17 protein-coding genes and 1 riboswitch are annotated in these 18,194 nt (G+C 63.6%); of the genes, 10 read left to right on the forward strand and 7 right to left on the reverse strand.

Annotation, left to right across the window (positions count from 1 at the left end; translation table 11 throughout):
* Positions 1-57: 57 nt before the first annotated feature.
* A complete protein-coding gene (locus CAF78_RS06475; protein ID WP_085676702.1) occupies positions 58-1,209 on the forward strand; it encodes a murein transglycosylase A in 1,152 nt (383 codons plus the stop codon).
* 115 nt (positions 1,210-1,324) lie between these two features.
* On the opposite strand, the gene CAF78_RS06480 is transcribed toward CAF78_RS06475, so the two are convergent.
* Together CAF78_RS06480 and CAF78_RS06485 are read right to left on the reverse strand one after the other, a co-directional pair.
* The gene (locus tag CAF78_RS06480; protein WP_085676864.1) at positions 1,325-1,711 is read right to left on the reverse strand and encodes an MAPEG family protein; all 387 of its coding nucleotides are present in this window, start codon (positions 1,709-1,711) and stop codon (positions 1,325-1,327) included.
* A gap of 27 nt (positions 1,712-1,738) precedes the next feature.
* A complete protein-coding gene (locus tag CAF78_RS06485; RefSeq protein ID WP_085676701.1) occupies positions 1,739-2,572 on the reverse strand; it encodes an EamA family transporter in 834 nt (277 codons plus the stop codon).
* A gap of 193 nt (positions 2,573-2,765) precedes the next feature.
* Between CAF78_RS06485 and CAF78_RS06490 the strand changes: the two genes are divergently transcribed.
* Positions 2,766-4,001, forward strand: coding sequence for a sodium:proton antiporter (locus CAF78_RS06490; protein ID WP_085676700.1), 1,236 nt, complete (start codon positions 2,766-2,768; stop codon positions 3,999-4,001).
* Between the two features lie 33 nt (positions 4,002-4,034).
* Here the strand turns inward: CAF78_RS06490 and CAF78_RS06495 are convergent, their stop codons facing one another.
* Positions 4,035-4,436, reverse strand: a complete 402-nt coding sequence (locus CAF78_RS06495) for an acyl-CoA thioesterase (RefSeq protein ID WP_085676699.1) — start codon at positions 4,434-4,436, stop codon at positions 4,035-4,037.
* A 179-nt stretch (positions 4,437-4,615) separates the two neighbouring features.
* A riboswitch (S-adenosyl-L-homocysteine riboswitch) is annotated at positions 4,616-4,712 on the forward strand.
* Positions 4,713-4,732: 20 nt separating this feature from the next.
* Between CAF78_RS06495 and ahcY the strand changes: the two genes are divergently transcribed.
* The 5 genes from ahcY to CAF78_RS06520 all read left to right on the forward strand — a co-directional run bounded on the left by ahcY (position 4,733) and on the right by CAF78_RS06520 (position 11,257).
* Complete coding sequence (ahcY, locus tag CAF78_RS06500; RefSeq protein ID WP_085676698.1) at positions 4,733-6,142, forward strand: adenosylhomocysteinase; 1,410 nt, start codon at positions 4,733-4,735, stop codon at positions 6,140-6,142.
* A gap of 127 nt (positions 6,143-6,269) precedes the next feature.
* Entirely contained in the window at positions 6,270-7,115 is an 846-nt protein-coding gene (gene metF, locus CAF78_RS06505) for a methylenetetrahydrofolate reductase [NAD(P)H] (protein ID WP_085676697.1), read from the forward strand.
* Positions 7,116-7,208: 93 nt separating this feature from the next.
* Entirely contained in the window at positions 7,209-8,285 is a 1,077-nt protein-coding gene (locus tag CAF78_RS06510) for a hypothetical protein (protein ID WP_085676696.1), read from the forward strand.
* 63 nt (positions 8,286-8,348) lie between these two features.
* Positions 8,349-9,137, forward strand: a complete 789-nt coding sequence (locus tag CAF78_RS06515) for an ABC transporter substrate-binding protein (RefSeq protein ID WP_085676695.1) — start codon at positions 8,349-8,351, stop codon at positions 9,135-9,137.
* Between the two features lie 218 nt (positions 9,138-9,355).
* Positions 9,356-11,257, forward strand: coding sequence for a DEAD/DEAH box helicase (locus tag CAF78_RS06520; RefSeq protein ID WP_177408503.1), 1,902 nt, complete (start codon positions 9,356-9,358; stop codon positions 11,255-11,257).
* Positions 11,258-11,321: 64 nt separating this feature from the next.
* Here CAF78_RS06520 and CAF78_RS06525 read toward each other — a convergent pair whose 3' ends face one another.
* From CAF78_RS06525 to CAF78_RS06535, 3 genes are all read right to left on the reverse strand, one after another.
* Entirely contained in the window at positions 11,322-11,900 is a 579-nt protein-coding gene (locus CAF78_RS06525; protein WP_085676694.1) for a YceI family protein, read from the reverse strand.
* Between the two features lie 34 nt (positions 11,901-11,934).
* Positions 11,935-12,486 (reverse strand): cytochrome b, encoded by a 552-nt coding sequence (locus CAF78_RS06530; protein WP_085676693.1) that lies wholly within the window; start codon positions 12,484-12,486, stop codon positions 11,935-11,937.
* Positions 12,487-12,737: 251 nt separating this feature from the next.
* Positions 12,738-14,507 carry a flavin monoamine oxidase family protein gene (locus CAF78_RS06535; RefSeq protein WP_085676692.1) on the reverse strand — a complete coding sequence of 590 codons (1,770 nt, stop codon included), beginning with the start codon at positions 14,505-14,507 and terminating at the stop codon, positions 12,738-12,740.
* A 212-nt stretch (positions 14,508-14,719) separates the two neighbouring features.
* Here CAF78_RS06535 and CAF78_RS06540 point away from each other — a divergent pair, with 212 nt between their 5' ends.
* From CAF78_RS06540 to CAF78_RS06550, 3 genes are all read left to right on the forward strand, one after another.
* Positions 14,720-15,211, forward strand: coding sequence for a hypothetical protein (locus tag CAF78_RS06540; RefSeq protein ID WP_085676691.1), 492 nt, complete (start codon positions 14,720-14,722; stop codon positions 15,209-15,211).
* A 78-nt stretch (positions 15,212-15,289) separates the two neighbouring features.
* Complete coding sequence (locus tag CAF78_RS06545; RefSeq protein WP_085676690.1) at positions 15,290-16,696, forward strand: adenosylmethionine--8-amino-7-oxononanoate transaminase; 1,407 nt, start codon at positions 15,290-15,292, stop codon at positions 16,694-16,696.
* 137 nt (positions 16,697-16,833) lie between these two features.
* Positions 16,834-17,556, forward strand: a complete 723-nt coding sequence (locus CAF78_RS06550; protein ID WP_085676689.1) for a 16S rRNA (uracil(1498)-N(3))-methyltransferase — start codon at positions 16,834-16,836, stop codon at positions 17,554-17,556.
* Between the two features lie 8 nt (positions 17,557-17,564).
* Here CAF78_RS06550 and CAF78_RS06555 read toward each other — a convergent pair whose 3' ends face one another.
* Positions 17,565-18,182 (reverse strand): hemolysin III family protein, encoded by a 618-nt coding sequence (locus CAF78_RS06555; protein WP_085676688.1) that lies wholly within the window; start codon positions 18,180-18,182, stop codon positions 17,565-17,567.
* Positions 18,183-18,194: the final 12 nt, after the last annotated feature.

Here is an 18,194-nt window from a genome sequence, read left to right on the forward strand (position 1 = left end):
TAGCCACATAAAACACAAGGGCGAATCTTCATGTTCGCCCGCCACAGGTACCCACTGATGAAATCTGCCCTGCGCCATCTGGCCTGGACACTCCCGGCACTCGCCCTGCTGGTCGGCTGCAACGGCGGCGAAACTGCCAAGCCCGAACCCCACGCCATCGCCACCTATGCCCCGGCCACCTGGAAAGACCTGCCTGCGGTCAGCGATGAAGACTTGCTGGCCGGCTTCTATGCCTGGCGCAGCGGCTGCGAAAAGCTCAAACGCGACCCGGTGTGGGCCGCCACCTGCGAGGCCGCCGGCAGCGACACGGCGAGCGCCACCCAGGTGCGCACCTTCCTTGAGCAGAACCTGCAGGTGTATGGCCTGCGCTCCGCCGACAACAACGCCAACGGCCTGATCACCGGCTACTACGAACCGGTCTACCCTGGCAGCCTGAAACGCACCGAAGCAGCGCACGTGGCGGTGTATGGCGTACCCGACGACATGATCGTGGTCGACCTGGCCAGCGTATACCCCGAACTCAAGGGCAAGCGCCTGCGTGGCCGCCTGGACGGGCGCGTGCTCAAACCCTATGACACCGCCGAGGTGATCAGCCGCGATGGGGTCAAGGCGCCCGTACTGGCCTGGCTTACCGATCCGATGGACCTGCAGTTCCTGCAGATCCAGGGCTCAGGCCGGGTCCAGCTGGAAGATGGCCGCCAGCTGCGGCTGGGCTATGCCGACCAGAACGGCCACCCCTACCGGCCAATCGGCCGCTGGCTGGTGGAGCAAGGCCAGTTGAAGAAAGAAGACGTGACCATGGGCAGCATCCACGCCTGGGCCATGGCCAACCCGCAGCGCGTGCCGGAGCTGCTGGCCAGCAACCCCAGCTACGTGTTCTTCAGTGCCCGCCCGGACAGCAACGAGGGGCCGCGCGGTTCGCTGAACGTACCGCTGACAGCGGGCTACAGCGTGGCCATCGACCGCAAGGTGATCCCGCTGGGCAGCTTGCTGTGGCTGTCGACCACGCGCCCCGACGGCACGCCGGTGGTACGCCCGGTGGGCGCTCAGGATACCGGCGGGGCAATCGCTGGCGAAGTGCGTGCGGACCTGTTCTGGGGGACCGGGCCGCAAGCCGGCGAGCTGGCGGGCAACATGAAGCAGCAGGGGCAGATCTGGATGCTCTGGCCCAAGGGCAAGCCACTGCCGGAGGTGCCTAAAGTGCTTTGATCGGCGGTGGATTCTTCGCGGGCAAGCCCGCTCCCACAGGCGCTGCACAGATCTCAAGACCTGTGGGAGCGGGTTTATCGAGGCGTCGAACCGCCGCGAAGCAGGCGGTGCGGTTTCAGACCGAAACCACGAAGAACGAAATGATGATCGCCAACCCGGCAAACCACACCAGCGACCGCAGCGCTGCCCAGTCCGCCAGGTAGCAAATGATATATAGCAGGCGGCTGGTGATATACATCACCCCCAGCACATCCTGGGTCACCTGCTCGGCATTGCCGACGATATCCGCCACCAGTACCGCTGCGGCAAACGCCGGGAACGCCTCGTAGCCGTTCTGCTGCGCCGCATGGGCACGCCTTGGCAGGCCCGACAACGTATCGAGGAAGGCACGCGGATCATGATTGTCCTTCAGGCCGAAGCGGCCACTGCTGACCTTGGCGATCAAGGCACAAAGCGGGTTCAACAGCAGCGCGATCAGGATGCACCACAGGGCAACGGTCATGCTCATGACTCCTCGTTCGAAAATGGGTTAGAGCTTCATCACCAGCATGCCCGCCAGGACCAGCCCGCAAGCTAGGAGTCTCGGCCCGCCAAAAGGTTCTTTGAGGTAGCGCATGCCCAGCAGCACCACCAGGATCACACTCAACTCGCGCAGGGCCGCTGCTTCGGCCACCGAGCCCAGGTGCATGGCCCACAGCACCAGTGCATAGCTGAGCAGCACACAGAAGCCCACCGCCAGCCCCAAGCGCCATTGTGTGCGCCAGAACAGCACGAACGGCGCCCGCCGCGCCACGCTGGCCAGCAACGGGAATGGCCACGCACTGAGCAGCGTCAACCACACCAGGTAGTCCCAGGGCTTACCCCACAACCGCACCGCCTGGCCGTCGAACCAGGTGTAGCAGCCTATGCACAGGCCGATCAGCGCAACCACCGGCAACATCGACCAGGGCAACCGGTCACCGCCACCGCCCTGCCACAACAGGCAAGCCATGCCACACGGGATCAGCAGGATGCCGATGATCTGCTGCTGGCTGAGCGACTCACCGGCAAACGCCAGGGTCAGCCCCAGCACCACCAGCGGCGACAGCCCGCGCATCAGAGGATAGACCAGCCCCAGGTCACCGACCCGGTAGGCCTGGATCAGCAGGAACCGGTACAACTGTTCGGCCAGCGCCGAAGCCAGCAACCAAGGCCAGATCTGCGCGGGCGGGAATTCGGTGAAGGCCACTGCGCACACGGCGAACAGCAGCGCGACGAGGTCCATGCTGGCAATCACCAGCAGGCGCTCGCCGCTGAATTTGATCAGGGTGTTCCAGGTCGCGTGCAGCAGGGCGGCGACCAATACCAGGGAAGTTGCCAGCACGCCTTTGAGTCCTTGTGACGTTTTTGAGGGATGAATATATAGCGTTGGGGTGCGGGTTGCCTGTGATGTGTACGCCCGGAACGATTCCAACAATTCTGGTCAAATCCTGTGTCCCGAGCCCCTCGCCAGATCATCAAAGAACTGCCCGAGTCATTCGGGTAACGACTTGGAAGCCACTGTCACAGGAATCGGGATGCTTGAATTAGTTGCCGCGTTTATCTGCCTCACCACCCTCCTCACCTATGTCAATTACCGCTTCATCGGCCTGCCGCCCGCCATCGGCGTGATGGTCACGGCGCTGCTGTTCTCCCTGATGCTGCAGGGCCTGAGCCTGATCGGCTTCCCTGGCCTGGAAGAACGCGTCGAAGGCCTGATGAACCAGATCGACTTCAACGACCTGCTGATGCACTGGATGCTGGCGTTCCTGCTGTTCGCCGGCGCACTGCACGTCAACCTCAGCGACCTGCGCAGCTACCGTTGGCCGATCGGCCTGCTGGCCACCCTGGGCGTACTGATCGCCACCGTGGTGATCGGCTACCTGTCGCACTGGGTGTTCGCCCTGTTCGGCTGGCAGGTGCCGCTGATCTATTGCCTGCTGTTCGGCGCACTGATCTCCCCGACCGACCCGATCGCCGTGCTGGGCGCGCTGCGTACCGCCAACGCCTCCAAACCCTTGAAAACCACCATCGTCGGCGAATCGTTGTTCAACGACGGCACCGCAGTGGTGGTGTTCACCGTGTTGCTGGGCATCATCCAGCTGGGGGAAACGCCCAGCGTCTCCGACACCGCCATCCTGTTCGCCCGCGAAGCCATCGGCGGCGTGGTGTTCGGTGGCATCATCGGCTATGCCACCTACCGCATGATCAAGAGCGTCGAGCAGTACCAGGTCGAAGTCATGCTGACCCTGGCGCTGGTAATCGGTGGTTCGGCAATGTGCTACGAGCTGCATGTTTCGGCGCCGATCGCCATGGTGGTCGCCGGCCTGATCATCGGCAACCTGGGGCGTAACCTGGCGATGAACGACATGACCCGCCGCTACATGGATGGCTTCTGGGAACTGATCGACGACATGCTCAATGCCCTGCTGTTCGCCTTGATCGGCCTGGAGCTGTTGCTGCTGCCGTTCAACTGGCTGCACCTGGCGGCGGGTGGCGTGCTGGCGGTGGCGGTGCTGGCCTCGCGCCTGCTGACCGTGGCACCGGCGATCCTGTTGCTGCGCCGCTGGCGCACGGTGCCCCAGGGCACCATCCGTGTACTGACCTGGGGAGGCCTGCGTGGCGGCGTGTCGGTGGCCCTGGCGCTGTCGCTGCCCATGGGCGACGAGCGTGACCTGCTGCTGTCGATCACCTACATCGTGGTGTTGTCGTCGATCCTGGTGCAGGGCTTGAGCATTGGGGGAGTAGTGCGCAAAGTTAGCGCTCAGCCTTGAGAATGCCGGGGCCGCTTCGCGGCCCCAGCATCATCACTCCACAGCAGAATCCGGGAACTGGTCCTGGACATACTTGATCTCAGTCCGCCCGTGAGCTGCCGGCAAGCCGTCTTCGCCCAGGTTGACGAAGACCATGCGGTCTACCGTGAGGATGCTCTTGCGGGTGATCTTGTTGCGCACTTCGCAGCGCAGGGTGATCGAAGTACGGCCAAACTCGGTGGCGGTGATACCCAGTTCGATGATGTCGCCCTGGCGCGAGGCACTGACGAAGTTGATCTCCGACATGTACTTGGTCACCACCCGCTGGTTGCCCAGCTGGACGATGGCGTAGATCGCCGCTTCTTCGTCGATCCAGCGCAGCAGGCTGCCGCCGAACAACGTGCCGTTGGGGTTGAGGTCTTCGGGTTTTACCCATTTGCGGGTGTGAAAGTTCATCTGTGCTCCTGACCTGCTTGGCTAACGTGAAGTAATGATGGCAGAGCGGCCGCCAGCGCTCCATTGAACATCGACTATCGTCGCGATAAATCGACAGAAAGCCTTGGGTGTGTCACACAGCCACGGCTATAATCGCTGCCGATTCACATGGCTGCCCGCAGTGGCAGCCATCCCGCCACCCATCCGAGGGGCGCTGCAGCAGGCTCGGCCTGTCAGGCTCGGTTGGGGCGTTGTCCGCTGAAGCGGACGCTCAACGCACAACGGCGCCCATTCGCACACTACGAATGGAGGCTCTCATGAGCGCTGTAAACACGCCTGCTGGTTTTTCCGACTTCAAGGTCGCCGACATTTCCCTGGCCGACTGGGGCCGCAAGGAAGTCATCATCGCCGAATCGGAAATGCCCGCACTGATGGGCCTGCGCCGCAAGTATCAAGCCGAGCAACCGCTCAAGGGCGCGAAGATCATCGGCTGCATCCACATGACCATCCAGACTGCCGTGCTGATCGAGACCCTGGTCGCCCTGGGCGCCGAAGTCCGCTGGTCGTCGTGCAACATCTTCTCCACCCAGGACCAGGCCGCCGCCGCCATCGCCGCCGCCGGTATCCCGGTGTTCGCCTGGAAAGGTGAAACCGAGCAGGAGTACGAGTGGTGCATCGAGCAGACCATCCTCAAGGATGGCCAGCCTTGGGACGCCAACATGGTGCTGGACGACGGCGGTGACCTGACCGAGATCCTGCACAAGAAATACCCGGCCATGCTGGAGAAAATCCACGGCGTGACCGAAGAAACCACCACTGGCGTGCACCGCCTGCTGGACATGCTGGCCAAGGGCGAGCTGAAAGTCCCGGCGATCAACGTCAACGACTCGGTCACCAAGAGCAAGAACGACAACAAGTACGGCTGCCGTCACAGCCTGAACGATGCCATCAAGCGTGGCACCGACCACCTGCTGTCGGGCAAGCAGGCCCTGGTGATCGGCTACGGTGACGTGGGCAAGGGCTCGGCCCAGTCGCTGCGCCAGGAAGGCATGATCGTCAAGGTCACCGAAGTCGACCCGATCTGCGCCATGCAGGCCTGCATGGACGGCTTCGAAGTCGTTTCGCCGTTCAAGGACGGTATCAACACCGGTACCGAAGCCGGCATCAACGCCGACCTGCTGGGCCGCATCGACCTGATCGTCACCACCACCGGTAACGTCAACGTCTGCGACGCCAACATGCTCAAGGCCCTGAAGAAGCGTGCCGTGGTCTGCAACATCGGCCACTTCGACAACGAAATCGACACCGCCTTCATGCGCAAGCACTGGGCATGGGAAGAGGTCAAGCCGCAGGTTCACAAGATCCACCGCACCGGCGCAGGTACCTTCGACCCGCAGAACGACGACTACCTGATCCTGCTGGCCGAAGGCCGCCTGGTGAACCTGGGCAACGCCACTGGCCATCCAAGCCGCATCATGGACGGTTCGTTCGCCAACCAGGTGCTGGCGCAGATCTTCCTGTTCGAGCAGAAGTTCGCCGAACTGCCAGCCGCCAAGAAGGCCGAGCGCCTGACCGTGGAAGTGCTGCCGAAGAAACTCGACGAAGAAGTGGCCCTGGAAATGGTCCGTGGCTTCGGTGGCGTGGTCACCCAGCTGACCCCGCAACAGGCCGAATACATCGGCGTGACCGTCGAAGGCCCGTTCAAGCCGCACGCCTACCGCTACTAAGCGGCAGGCTTGGAGCCAACCCGCTCCAACGCCGAAACCTGAACGATGCCCAAGCCAGATCGGCCTTCACCGATCTGGCTTTTACTTGCAGCTTGCTGCTTGAGGCTTGCTGCTTGAGGAACGCCTGATGTCCCAAGATCGCCGTTACAGTTTCGAGTTTTTCCCAACCAAGACCGACGCCGGTCACGAAAAGCTGATGGGCGTTGCCCGCCAGTTGGCCGCGTACAACCCGGACTTCTTCTCCTGCACCTATGGTGCCGGGGGTTCCACCCGCGATCGCACGCTGAACACCGTGCTGCAGCTGGAAAACGAAGTGAAGGTGCCGGCCGCGCCACACCTGTCGTGCGTCGGCGACACCAAGGACGAGCTGCGCGCCCTGCTGGCCGAGTACAAGGCTGCCGGCATCAAGCGCATCGTCGCCCTGCGTGGCGACCTGCCGTCGGGCATGGGCATGGCCAGTGGTGAACTGCGTTATGCCAGCGACCTGGTCGCGTTCATCCGCCAGGAAACCGGTGACCACTTCCACCTGGAAGTCGCCGCCTATCCGGAAATGCACCCACAGGCGCGCAACTTCGAGGCCGACCTGGGCAACTTCGTGCACAAGGTCAAGGCCGGTGCCGACAGTGCCATCACCCAGTACTTCTTCAACGCCGACAGCTACTTCTACTTCGTCGAGCGCGCGCAGAAACTGGGCGTGGACATTCCGGTGGTGCCCGGCATCATGCCGATCACCAACTACAGCAAACTGGCGCGTTTCTCCGATGCCTGCGGCGCCGAGATCCCGCGCTGGATCCGCAAGCAGCTGGAAGCCTATGCCGACGATACGGCGAGCATCCAGGCCTTTGGCGAAGAAGTCATCACCCGCATGTGCGAGCAGTTGCTGCAAGGCGGCGCACCGGGCCTGCACTTCTATACCCTCAACCAGGCCGAGGCGAGCCTGGCGATCTGGAACAACCTGAAGCTGCCACGCTGAAACTATTTGGCATCAACGGATTCTGAAATGCATAGGGCTTTAGTCGTAGACTAAAGCCTTACTTTTTTCTGGATCTGACAGGTGTCGTCTGCAATGCAACATTTCCTGCCATCACGTCCCCAGCTCGTGTACCTGGCGTTTGGCCCGGCCACCTACCACCAGGAAGCCTGCTTCAGCATCGTCAGCGCGCTGGCCCGCCTGGGCGACATCGCCAACCCGGCCATCGATATCCAGGTCTATACCGACAATGCCGAGCCTTACGGCAAACTGCCGGTGACCGTTCATCTGCTCGACGAGGCAACCCGCAAGGCCTGGAACCAGCCCCACGGCTATCACTTTCGCAGCAAGCATGTGCTGATGCGCCAAGTGCTGCAGCAACACCCTCAGGCCGTGCTGATCGACACCGATACCTTCTTCCGCAAGTCACCGCTGCAACTGTTCCAGCGGGTCAAGCCCGGCACACTGCTGTGCAACGCCATTGGCGCGCGCTATGGCGAGAACCAGAAGTGCCTGCTGTACACGAACCTGCTCAGCATTCTCCAGTCACGCGGCCTGGCCGACTGCCAGATGCCGCTGGTCAACTCGGGCGTGATCGGCCTGTGCGCCGAGGACGCCGATGTCCTGGACCGTTCCATTGCCATGATGGACGAGTTCTATCCGCTGGCCCGCACTGCCTATACCCTGGAAGAGTTCTGCCTGGCGGTGGCCGCCTACCGCAAGCTGGACCTGGCCCAATGCACCGACGTCATTCACCACTACTGGAGCCGCAAGGCCCAGTTCCGCGCCAAGATCCAGGCCTGGCTACGCAAGCACGGCGACAACCCACTGGGGGCGGCGGCGCTAGCCGACGTGGTATTGGTCAACGACCAGCTGCCACGCCCGCCGACCCTGCAACGTTTGGGCTACAAGGCCTTGAGCCTGACCATGCCCAGCCGCGAGCGTCAGTTCGTGCGCGAGCTGCTGTATGGCTGCTACCCCTACCCCAACGAGTTCGACCGCGCTTGCGCACCGGCCTGGTGGGACAAGGCACTGGAGAACCTCAACGAACGTTACGGGCGAATCGAACCCGAGCAGTTGCGCCAGTGCCTGCGCCACCCAAGCCTGCGCCTGTCACTGGGCAGCCGGCGCAAGGATGTCGAGGCGCACCTGCTGCGTTCTGCCCATCGTTGAGGCCCGCACCGGGGGCAGCCATCTTCACTGGCCTTGCCCCTGGTGAGCGCGTAATCTCGCGCCATGCCCCACATCGCCCAATTGTTGTGCATCCTGCTGCTCGCCTGCCTGAGCCCGATGGCGCTGGGCGAGCGGCTGCGTCTGGTCAGCGACGACTGGGCGCCTTATGTGTATCGCGAGGGTGGCCAGGCCAGAGGGATCGACTATGAAGTCACCACCGAGGTGTTTCGCCGCCTGGGTGTCGAAGTGGATTGGCAGTTCCTGCCATGGAAGCGCTGCCTGGCTCTGGTGGAGCAAGGCCAGGCTGACGGGGTGATGGACATTTTCCAGGTCGAGTCGCGCAAGACCTACATGGTCTACCCGGCAGAACCCATGTCTGATGTTCAGTTCGTGCTGTATCAGGCCAGCGACCGGCGCCATGCCGTGCACCAGCTGGAAGACCTGGCCGGCCTGACCGTCGGCACGTCGCCGGGCTACGCCTACGACACGGCGTTCAGCGAATCCTCGGGTTTCCGCCGCGAGACCGCCCCGAGCCACGAAGCCAATTTCGGCAAACTCATCCGCGGGCGCATCGATCTGCTGGTCACCGACCGCCTGGTCGGGCGTTACCTGCGCCGCCAGCTTGGCCTTGAACAGCAGGTCGAGGAGCTGCCCCTGGTCATCAGCCGCCAGGCGCAATACCTGGGCCTGGCACGCAAACCGGGGCATGAAGCGCTGGCTCAGGCGTTCAGCGAAGAACTGCGCCGCTTCAAGCAGGAGCCGGCATTCGAGGCGATTATCGAACACTACATCGGCGACACTGGCGATCTTGCCGGCGCCGTTGAGCAGCAGGAACGCAGCACGCTGCGTTAGCTCTGTTATACTCGGGCCTTCCCGCCCGGCTCACGCCCGGACGCTCGGCCTCGCAACAGGCATCCCGATCGGCATAGACGCCCCTTGGCGTCCACCTTCCGCTTCCCGGATGTGCAGTGAAAGCCCAGCTGGACCGGACGCGATCGCATCCCTTCGATGCCCGTCGCGCCAGGCAGAATATCCCAACGGGCCCAGCCCCCACGAGAACAGGATTGCCCATGTCCTTTGCTTCCCTCGGTCTCTCCGAGGCTCTTGTCCGCGCTATCGAGGCAGCGGGCTACACCCAGCCGACCCCGGTGCAACAGCGGGCCATTCCCGCCGTGTTGCAAGGCCGCGACCTGATGGTTGCCGCACAGACTGGTACTGGTAAAACCGGCGGCTTTGCCTTGCCGATCCTTGAGCGCCTGTTCCCGGCCGGCCACCCCGACAAATCCCAGCGTCATGGCCCGCGCCAGCCGCGCGTACTGGTCCTGACCCCGACCCGCGAACTCGCCGCCCAGGTACACGACAGCTTCAAGGTGTACGCCCGCGACCTGCCACTGGTCAGCGCCTGCATCTTCGGCGGCGTCGGCATGAACCCGCAGATCCAGGCCATTGCCAAGGGTGTCGACGTGCTCGTCGCGTGCCCGGGGCGCCTGCTCGACCTGGCCGGCCAAGGCAAGGTCGACCTGGCCCACGTGGAAATCCTGGTCCTCGACGAAGCCGACCGCATGCTCGACATGGGCTTCATCCATGACGTCAAGAAGGTCCTCGCCCGCCTGCCGGCCAAGCGCCAGAACCTGCTGTTCTCGGCGACCTTCTCCAAGGACATCACCGACCTGGCCGACAAGCTCCTGCACAACCCGGAGCGCATCGAGGTCACCCCGCCGAACACCACCGTCGAACGTATCGAGCAACGCGTCTACCGCCTGCCCGCCAGCCACAAGCGCGCCCTGCTGGCGCACTTGATCACGCTGGGTGCCTGGGAGCAGGTGCTGGTGTTCACCCGTACCAAGCACGGCGCCAACCGCCTGGCCGAGTACCTGGAAAAGCACGGCCTGACCGCCGCCGCGATCCACGGCAACAAGAGCCAGAACGCCCGCACCAAAGCCCTGGCCGACTTCAAGGCCAACAGCGTACGCGTGCTGGTGGCCACCGACATCGCCGCCCGTGGCCTGGACATCGACCAGTTGCCCCACGTGGTCAACTTCGAACTGCCGAACGTCGAGGAAGACTACGTGCACCGCATCGGCCGGACTGGCCGTGCCGGGCGTTCGGGCGAAGCCATCTCCATGGTCGCGCCGGATGAGGAAAAGCTGCTCAAGAGCATCGAGCGGGTCACCAAGCAGAAGATCCCGGACGGCGACCTGATGGGCTTCGATGCCAGCCAGGTGGAAGCCGAAAAGCCTGAAGTGCGCGAGCGCCAGCAGAACAATGGCCGCGGTGGCCGCAATCAGCAGCAGGCCCGTGGCGAAGGCGGCAAAGACGCCAACGGCGGCCGCAAAGACAAAGGCAAGGACAAAGGCAAGGCCAAGCAGCAAGCTGCGGAAAAACCGGCCGACAAGGAAAAGTCCGGCGACAAGCAGCAGCAACAGCGCAAGCCACGTGACAAGAAGCCGCGCCAGCAGCAACAGGCCAGCAACAGCCCGGTCCCAAAAGCACCTGCCGACCGTGATCCGGAAGAGTTCCTGGACGACGATATCGACAACTTCGGTAACCGCGCCGACTACGTCAGCCCTTACCAGAACGGCAAAGGCCAAGGCCGCAACCGCCGTCCGGGTGGTGCAGGTCAAGGCCAGGGCCAAAGCCAGGGCGGCCAGCGCAGCAACAATGGCGGTGGCCAGGGCCAGGGTCGCAATGCAGGCGGCCAGCAGCGCAGCGCCAGCGGCGACAAGCGCCCACGCAACAACAACGGTGGCGGCGCCCGTCGTGACAACAATGGCGGTGGCCGCGGCCGTTCGGCCGGCCGTGACGATGCATCGCGTCAGGAACCGGCAGTGCGCAGCACCCGCGAACAACACCAGCCAGTGATCATCCGCAAGGAATCCAAGCTCGACCGTTACCCGACGCCCGAGCAGCTGGACGACCTGCCGAGCCGCCCACGCGGTGAGCGCCCGGCACTGCTCACCCGCAAGGGCTGAGTCGCGCACAAGGCATAAAAAAACGCCGCCCGATGGGCGGCGTTTTTTATTGCCTGGGCAATGCTTACTTCTGCTTCACGCCTTCGACACTGATGTCCAGGTCCAGCGTCTGCGAAGTCGGGCCTGGGCCCTTGATGCCAAAGTCGTTCAGGTTCAGGGTAGTGGTGGCGTTGAAACCAGCGCGCTCGCCGCCCCACGGGTCCTTGCCCTCACCGTTGAAGGTGGCCTTGAAGGTGACCGGCTTGGTCACGCCGTGCAGGGTCAGGTCGCCGGTCACGTCAGCAGTCTTCTCGCCAGTCGACTTGACGGCGGTGGAGACGAACTTGGCGTCCGGGTACTTGGCGACGTCCAGGAAGTCCTTGCTGGCGATGTGCTTGTCACGCTCGGCATGGTTCGACCAGACACTGGCAGTCTTCAGGTCGACGCTGATCTTGCTGGCCTCAGGCTTGGCGCTGTCCCAGGAGAAGTCGCCGCTGAAATCCTTGAAGGTACCGTGGATGAAGCTGTAGCCCAGGTGGCTGATCTTCCAGTCGACGAACGCGTGCTGGCCTTCCTTGTCGATCTTGTACTCGGCAGCCATGGCCTGGCCGGCGGAGAACAGAGCGGTACCGAGCGCCAGAGCGGCAAAAGTCTTTTTCAACATCCTTACTTCCTTCCTATGCAATTGAGGTTGAGAGTCAAGCTTTGCGGCCCAGCATGCGGGTCAGGGTCGCGTCACGGTCGATGAAATGGTGTTTCAGGGCGGCCAGGGCATGCAGCACGGCGAAGATCACCAGGCCCCATGCCAACCACAGATGAATCACGCCGGCCACGTCTGCCTGATCAGGCAGGTCGCTGATCAGCGCCGGCACGTCGAACAGGCCGAACACCGGGATACCGACGCCGTCGGCAGTGGAGATCAGGTAACCGGCGATCATTACCGCGAACAGCCCCAGGTACAGCGCCAGATGCCCCAGCTTGGCCGCCACGCGGGTGAATGCCCCGTGGTTGGCCGGTGCCGGAGGTGGCGGGCTGATGAAGCGCCAGACCACGCGCAGCAGCATCACTGCCAGCAACACCAGACCAATGCTCTTGTGCAGGTCCGGGCCGGCCTTGCGCCAAGGGTCGTAGTAGTCGAGACCGACCATCCACAGGCCCAGGCCGAACAGGCCGAAGACTGCCAGTGCAACGCCCCAGTGCAGGACGATGCTGACCACGCCATAGCGAGAAGGTGTATTGCGCAGTTGCATGATGACGTGATTCCCCGTGAAAGCTGTGCACAGACTAACGCGTAACGTATCGAATAAAAGCTTAAAAAATTGCTCTGGATTATCGATAAATCCGATAGTTAGTGTGCGAGTTTCCTATTAAGGAAACATTAACAATAGTTGGAGAGTTAGCGGTTTCCAGTGCCGGCCTCTTCGCGGGCACGCCCGCTCCCACAAAGGAATGCGCTGTAGCTGTGGGAGCGGGCGTGCCCGCGAAGAGGCCAGAACAGGCTTTAGTTTGCCTTGGCCTGGGTATCGGCCAACGGCTTCTTCACCGGCTCGGATTTGACCGTGGCCTTCTTCACCTCGACCGGCTTTTTCGCCTGTTTGGCCGCGGGCTTGTGCGCCGGGGCATGCTTGGCCGGTGCAGCCTTGGTCGCGGTGGGTTTGGCCGGCTCTTCCTTGGCGACTTCTGCAGGTGCAGGGGTAGCAGGGGCGGCTGCAGGCGCCGGCGCCGGCGCCGGGGCAACTTCCTCGGCCTTGGCAACCGGCGCAGCCTTCACTTCAGGCTTGTCAGCACCGCCACCGAACAGGCGTGAGAAGAACCCGCCGCTGTCCTTCTTCGCCACCGCTGCGCCCGCCGTTGCCGCTGCCGCGACGGTTGCGGCCTTGGCCGGGTCGAACGACTTGCCTGCCAACAGGTCCTGCACCTGGCTGGCGGCACGCTGGCCACTGCGCAGGGCGCCTTCGAGGGTGCCTGGGTAAAGCGCATCGGTGTGCTCACCGGCAAAGGTGATGCGCTGCACCGGGCGCTCCCACAGGCGCCAGTACTTGCTGATCTGCCCCGGGCCGTAGGCCAGGTAGGCACCACCGGTACCGGCGTCGACACTGTAACGCTTGACCTCGTAACCGGTGAACGCGCCACGGGCCTGTGGATAGAACGCATGCAGGCGGATCAGCACCTGGTCGACCATCTGCTTGTCGCCGAAGGCCTGCAGCAGGCGCGCATTGTCACCCGACAGGTTGATCACCACGTTGGCACCGCCCTTGAGCGCCGGCTCGATCCACAGCATGCCGAGGCCGGCGTTGCTGAAGATCTCGCCCGACATGCGCGCGCGGCTTTCCCATACCGGCTGCTTGAACTTCAGCATCAGCTGGTCGCGCCAGCCGTAGTTGGTGCCCCTGAGCGCTGCCACGTGCTGGGTGTCCAGGCCCGGGGTGATCTGGATCTTGGCCAGCGCCCGCAGCGGCACGGCCATCACCAGGTAATCGGCCTTGTAGTCCGTGCTGCCGACCTTGACGGTGACGCCATCCTTGTCCTGCACGATTGCCGTGACCGGCGAGCTGGTCTTGATGGTCTTCAGCTGCTTGACGAAGGCCTGGGCCAGCACCGGGCTGCCGCCAGGCAGGCGCGCGGCACGCAGGTCGCGATCACTGACGCCACGGTAGACGCGGTTCTGCTGGGCGAAGTAGAGCAGCGACAGGCGCGATGGCTCGTCATAGCGGGTGCGGATCTGCTGGTTGATCAACTGACGGGCGGTGGTCGGCAATTGCAGCTTGTCGAGCCAGGTGGACACGTTGATCTGGTCGAGGGCGAACAGGGTGCTGTTCGCCTGCGGGTTGAGCGGGTCATCGATCGAACGGGCGAGGTCGTCGAGGGTCTTCTCGTACCGCTTGAGCGCCTCGGCAGTGGCCGGTTGCTTGGTGGTCAGGTCGGCGGCACTGAAGTACTCCCCGTCGATCAGGTAGCCAGGGGTGCGCACGAACTCGGGTGCGGGCAGGGTGTCGAGCTTGAACCGGTCGAGGTACTGGTTCAGCACCGGCTGAGCCTTGCCATTGCCGATCCACTCGCTGGTGGCCAGGCCCGAACGGCCGCCCATGCCCGACTTGGCCTCCAGCAGGGTGACCTGCCAACCCTTGTTCTGCAGCTCATAGGCTGCCGTCAGGCCCGCCAGGCCGCCACCCACCACGATTGCCGAAGGTGTCTTGTCCTTTGCCAGCGCGGCGCCGCTGGACACACCGATCAATACCAACGCGCACAGGCGCACCCAAGCAGCAGCCATGTCGGCGAACTCCGAGTTGAAATTGCAGGGATGGGAAGAGGCGGGAACGCCCCGAGAGTCGATGCGCTAAGAATACGTCAGGTATCCAGACCCTGCCAGCACAGCGACATCAAGTGCCTTTGGCAACTGGCATTTTTGTCAGTAGCCAGGCTTGCGACCATTGGGTGAAGCTGCCGAAAGTGGCTGAGAAAACCGACAAAAGGAGCTGCGCCATGACCTATGAGGAGCATTTCGCACAGGTAGAGAGGCAATTCTTGTGGCACAACCAGACGGTCCTGACCCCCTCCGGCCTGAAGATCCGTTCCAACGCCACGTCATGGACCGGTTTGCATGAAGCCTTCAAAGGCGTTGACGGTACCGAGCTGGTGATTGGCGAGCATAGCGACGTGGAGATCACCTTCAATCAGGAAGTCGAAAGGCTGCGCCTGGAGTACTACGTCGTCAGCGACCACCATTACGACGATATGCAGATGCTGCTGGATACCGACGGCTACGATCGGGACCTGATCGCTCCTGCCCCGCGCAACTTCTACTGGCTCACCCTTTCTGGCAGCGGCTATACCGATTTCAGGCCGGGCCCGGTTTCCACGCAACCCTACCATCAAGTCATCGAAGGGCCGTTCCGACGCCTGACCATATCCACTTCACAGGCCGGCACCGTTCATATCCGCAAGCTGGAATGGACTCGCACCTGCCGCCATTGACCACTAGCGGTTGTCCTGCCCCCTGGCATTGCTTAGGCTTACGCGTTCAAAGCAGGCAGCAAGCCAGGAGAAGCGCCCATGGGCCTCAACGATCAGTGGATGCAACGCGACCTCAAGGTCCTGTGGCACCCCTGCACCCAGATGAAAGACCACGAGCAGTTGCCGCTGATCCCGATCAGGCGTGGCGAAGGCGTATGGCTCGAGGACTTCGACGGCAAGCGCTACCTGGATGCCGTGAGCAGCTGGTGGGTCAACGTGTTCGGCCATGCCAACCCGCGCATCAACCAGCGCATCAAGGACCAGGTCGACCAGCTGGAGCACGTGATTCTCGCCGGCTTCAGCCACCAGCCGGTGATCGAGCTGTCCGAGCGCCTGGTGGCCATGACCCCGGCCGGGCTCGACCGGGTGTTCTACGCCGACAATGGCTCGTCGTGCATCGAAGTGGCGCTGAAGATGAGCTTCCACTACTGGCAGAACATCGGCAAACCGGCGAAAAAGCGCTTTGTCACGCTGACCAACAGCTACCACGGCGAAACCATTGCCGCGATGTCGGTGGGTGACGTGCCGCTGTTCACCGAAACCTACAAGGCGCTGCTGCTCGACACCCTCAAGGTGCCAAGCCCGGACTGCTACCTGCGCCCCGAAGGCATGAGCTGGGAAGAACACTCGCGCAACATGTTCGCCGCCATGGAGCAGACCCTGGCCGAGCACCACGAAACCCTCTCGGCGGTGATCATTGAACCGCTGATCCAGGGTGCCGGCGGCATGCGCATGTATCACCCGGTGTACCTCAAGCTGCTGCGCGAAGCCTGCGACCGCTATGACGTGCACCTGATCCACGACGAGATCGCCGTCGGCTTCGGCCGCACCGGCACCATGTTCGCCTGTGAACAGGCCGGCATCCGCCCGGACTTCCTGTGCCTGTCCAAGGCCCTGACCGGTGGCTACCTGCCGCTGGCCGCCTGCCTGACCACCGACAAGGTGTACCAGGCCTTCTACGACGATTACCCTACCCTGCGCGCGTTCCTTCACTCGCACAGCTACACCGGCAACCCGCTGGCCTGCGCCGCCGCCCTGGCGACACTGGACATCTTCGAGCAGGACAACGTGATCGAGGCCAACAAGGCCCTCTCCACGCGCATGGCCAGCGCCACCGCGCACCTGGCCGACCATGCCCACGTCGCCGAGATTCGCCAGACCGGCATGGCCCTGGCCATCGAGATGGTTCAGGACAAGGCCACCAAGGCCGCCTACCCGTGGCAGGAGCGTCGTGGCCTGAAGGTGTTCGAGCACGCCCTGACCCGCGGTGCCCTGCTGCGCCCGCTGGGCAGTGTGGTGTACTTCCTGCCGCCGTACGTGATTACCCCGGAGCAGATCGACTTCCTCGCCGAAGTGGCCAGCGAAGGCATCGACCTCGCCACCCGTGACAGCGTCAGCGTCGCCGTACCGGCCAACTTCCACCCCGACTTCCGCGACCCGGGCTAGTCGCCGCACCTCCTTCCTTGTGGGAGCGGGCTTGCCCGCGAACGAGGGCAAAGCCCTCGCCAGACACCGCGGTGCCTGCTTCGCGGGCAAGCCCGCTCCCACAGGGGACTGCGTACAACCCTATACCGAGCTGAACCATGAGACTGTCCCGCTTCTTCATCGACGCCCCCCTGAGCCTCGGCGAGCACGACCTGCCCGAAGCCCAGGCCCACTACATCGGCCGTGTCCTGCGCATGGCACCCGGCGACGCCGTGCAACTGTTCGACGGCAGCGGCCAGGAATACCTCGGCCAATTGCTCGAAGTCGGCAAGAAGACCGTGCGCGTCAGCCTCGACCAGGCCCTCGCCGGCCAGCCTGACTCGCCGCTGCACGTCCACCTCGGCCAGGGCCTGTCCCGCGGCGAGCGCATGGACTGGGCGATCCAGAAAGCCACCGAGCTGGGTGCCAACGCCATCACCGCGATCGTCAGCGAACGCTGTGAAGTGCGCCTGAAGGACGAACGCGCCGACAAGCGCCTGGCCCATTGGCGCCAGGTGGCGATCAGTGCCTGTGAACAATGCGGCCGCTCGACCTTGCCGGTCATTCATCCGCCGGTGACCCTGGCCGAATGGCTCAAGGGCACCGAAGCCGACCTCAAGCTGGTCCTGCACCCGGTGGCCGAGCCACTGACCAGCCATGACAAGCCGGCGACACTGGCCTTCCTGATCGGCCCTGAAGGGGGCCTGAGCGACGCGGAAGTCGAGCAGGCCAAGGCCGCTGGCTTCCACGCTGCACGCCTCGGGCCGCGGGTGCTGCGCACCGAGACCGCCCCCGTGGTGGCGCTGTCGGTGGCGCAGCAGCTGTGGGGTGATTTTTCGTAAGCAAAAAGCTAACGCACGTACAGCGACACCGCCACGAAGTGCATCAGGCTGCCGGCAATCACGAACAGGTGCCAGATGCCATGCCAGTGGCGGAAGCGGCTGTCGAAGGCGAAGAAGATGATGCCCACGGTGTAGAACACCCCGCCGGCCGCCAGCCAGGTGAAGCCGGCAGTGCCAAGGCTGTTCAGCAGGGGCTTGACCGCCACCAGCACGATCCAGCCCATCACCGCATAGATGATGATCGACAGGATGCGCGCCTCCGAGCGCGGCTTGATTTCCTGCAGCATGCCGATCACCGCCAGGCCCCAGACCACGCCGAACAGGCTCCAGCCCCAGGGCCCGCGCAGGCTGACCAGGCAGAACGGCGTGTAACTGCCGGCGATCAGCAGGTAGATCGACAGGTGATCGAGCTTGCGCATGATCACTTTCGCCCGCCCGCGGGTGCTGTGGTAGAGGGTGGAAATGCTGTAGAGCAACAGCAAGGTGCTGCCGTAGATGGAGAAACTGACGATCTTCCAGGGGTCACCCTGCAGGCCCGCGACGACGATCAGCCAGATCGCACCGATACAGGCCAGGACGGCACCGACCAGGTGGGTCCAGGCATTGAAGCGTTCACCGTAGTACATGCAAACACAGAC

It is taken from the genome of Pseudomonas sp. R28(2017), assembly GCF_002112505.1.
Taxonomy (GTDB): Bacteria; Pseudomonadota; Gammaproteobacteria; order Pseudomonadales; family Pseudomonadaceae; genus Aquipseudomonas.

What these genes read in the sequence shown, in the direction of transcription:
- CAF78_RS06555 (WP_085676688.1), bottom strand. Translation starts at nt 18,182, where the DNA reads ATGTACTACGGTGAACGCTTCAATGCCTGGACCCACCTGGTCGGTGCC.
- CAF78_RS06525 (WP_085676694.1), bottom strand. Translation starts at nt 11,900, where the DNA reads ATGTTGAAAAAGACTTTTGCCGCTCTGGCGCTCGGTACCGCTCTGTTC.
- CAF78_RS06540 (WP_085676691.1), top strand. Translation starts at nt 14,720, where the DNA reads ATGACCTATGAGGAGCATTTCGCACAGGTAGAGAGGCAATTCTTGTGG.
- CAF78_RS06520 (WP_177408503.1), top strand. Translation starts at nt 9,356, where the DNA reads ATGTCCTTTGCTTCCCTCGGTCTCTCCGAGGCTCTTGTCCGCGCTATC.
- ahcY (WP_085676698.1), top strand. Translation starts at nt 4,733, where the DNA reads ATGAGCGCTGTAAACACGCCTGCTGGTTTTTCCGACTTCAAGGTCGCC.
- CAF78_RS06475 (WP_085676702.1), top strand. Translation starts at nt 58, where the DNA reads ATGAAATCTGCCCTGCGCCATCTGGCCTGGACACTCCCGGCACTCGCC.
- CAF78_RS06530 (WP_085676693.1), bottom strand. Translation starts at nt 12,486, where the DNA reads ATGCAACTGCGCAATACACCTTCTCGCTATGGCGTGGTCAGCATCGTC.
- CAF78_RS06550 (WP_085676689.1), top strand. Translation starts at nt 16,834, where the DNA reads ATGAGACTGTCCCGCTTCTTCATCGACGCCCCCCTGAGCCTCGGCGAG.
- CAF78_RS06545 (WP_085676690.1), top strand. Translation starts at nt 15,290, where the DNA reads ATGGGCCTCAACGATCAGTGGATGCAACGCGACCTCAAGGTCCTGTGG.
- CAF78_RS06510 (WP_085676696.1), top strand. Translation starts at nt 7,209, where the DNA reads ATGCAACATTTCCTGCCATCACGTCCCCAGCTCGTGTACCTGGCGTTT.
- metF (WP_085676697.1), top strand. Translation starts at nt 6,270, where the DNA reads ATGTCCCAAGATCGCCGTTACAGTTTCGAGTTTTTCCCAACCAAGACC.
- CAF78_RS06490 (WP_085676700.1), top strand. Translation starts at nt 2,766, where the DNA reads ATGCTTGAATTAGTTGCCGCGTTTATCTGCCTCACCACCCTCCTCACC.
- CAF78_RS06515 (WP_085676695.1), top strand. Translation starts at nt 8,349, where the DNA reads ATGCCCCACATCGCCCAATTGTTGTGCATCCTGCTGCTCGCCTGCCTG.
- CAF78_RS06480 (WP_085676864.1), bottom strand. Translation starts at nt 1,711, where the DNA reads ATGACCGTTGCCCTGTGGTGCATCCTGATCGCGCTGCTGTTGAACCCG.
- CAF78_RS06535 (WP_085676692.1), bottom strand. Translation starts at nt 14,507, where the DNA reads ATGGCTGCTGCTTGGGTGCGCCTGTGCGCGTTGGTATTGATCGGTGTG.
- CAF78_RS06495 (WP_085676699.1), bottom strand. Translation starts at nt 4,436, where the DNA reads ATGAACTTTCACACCCGCAAATGGGTAAAACCCGAAGACCTCAACCCC.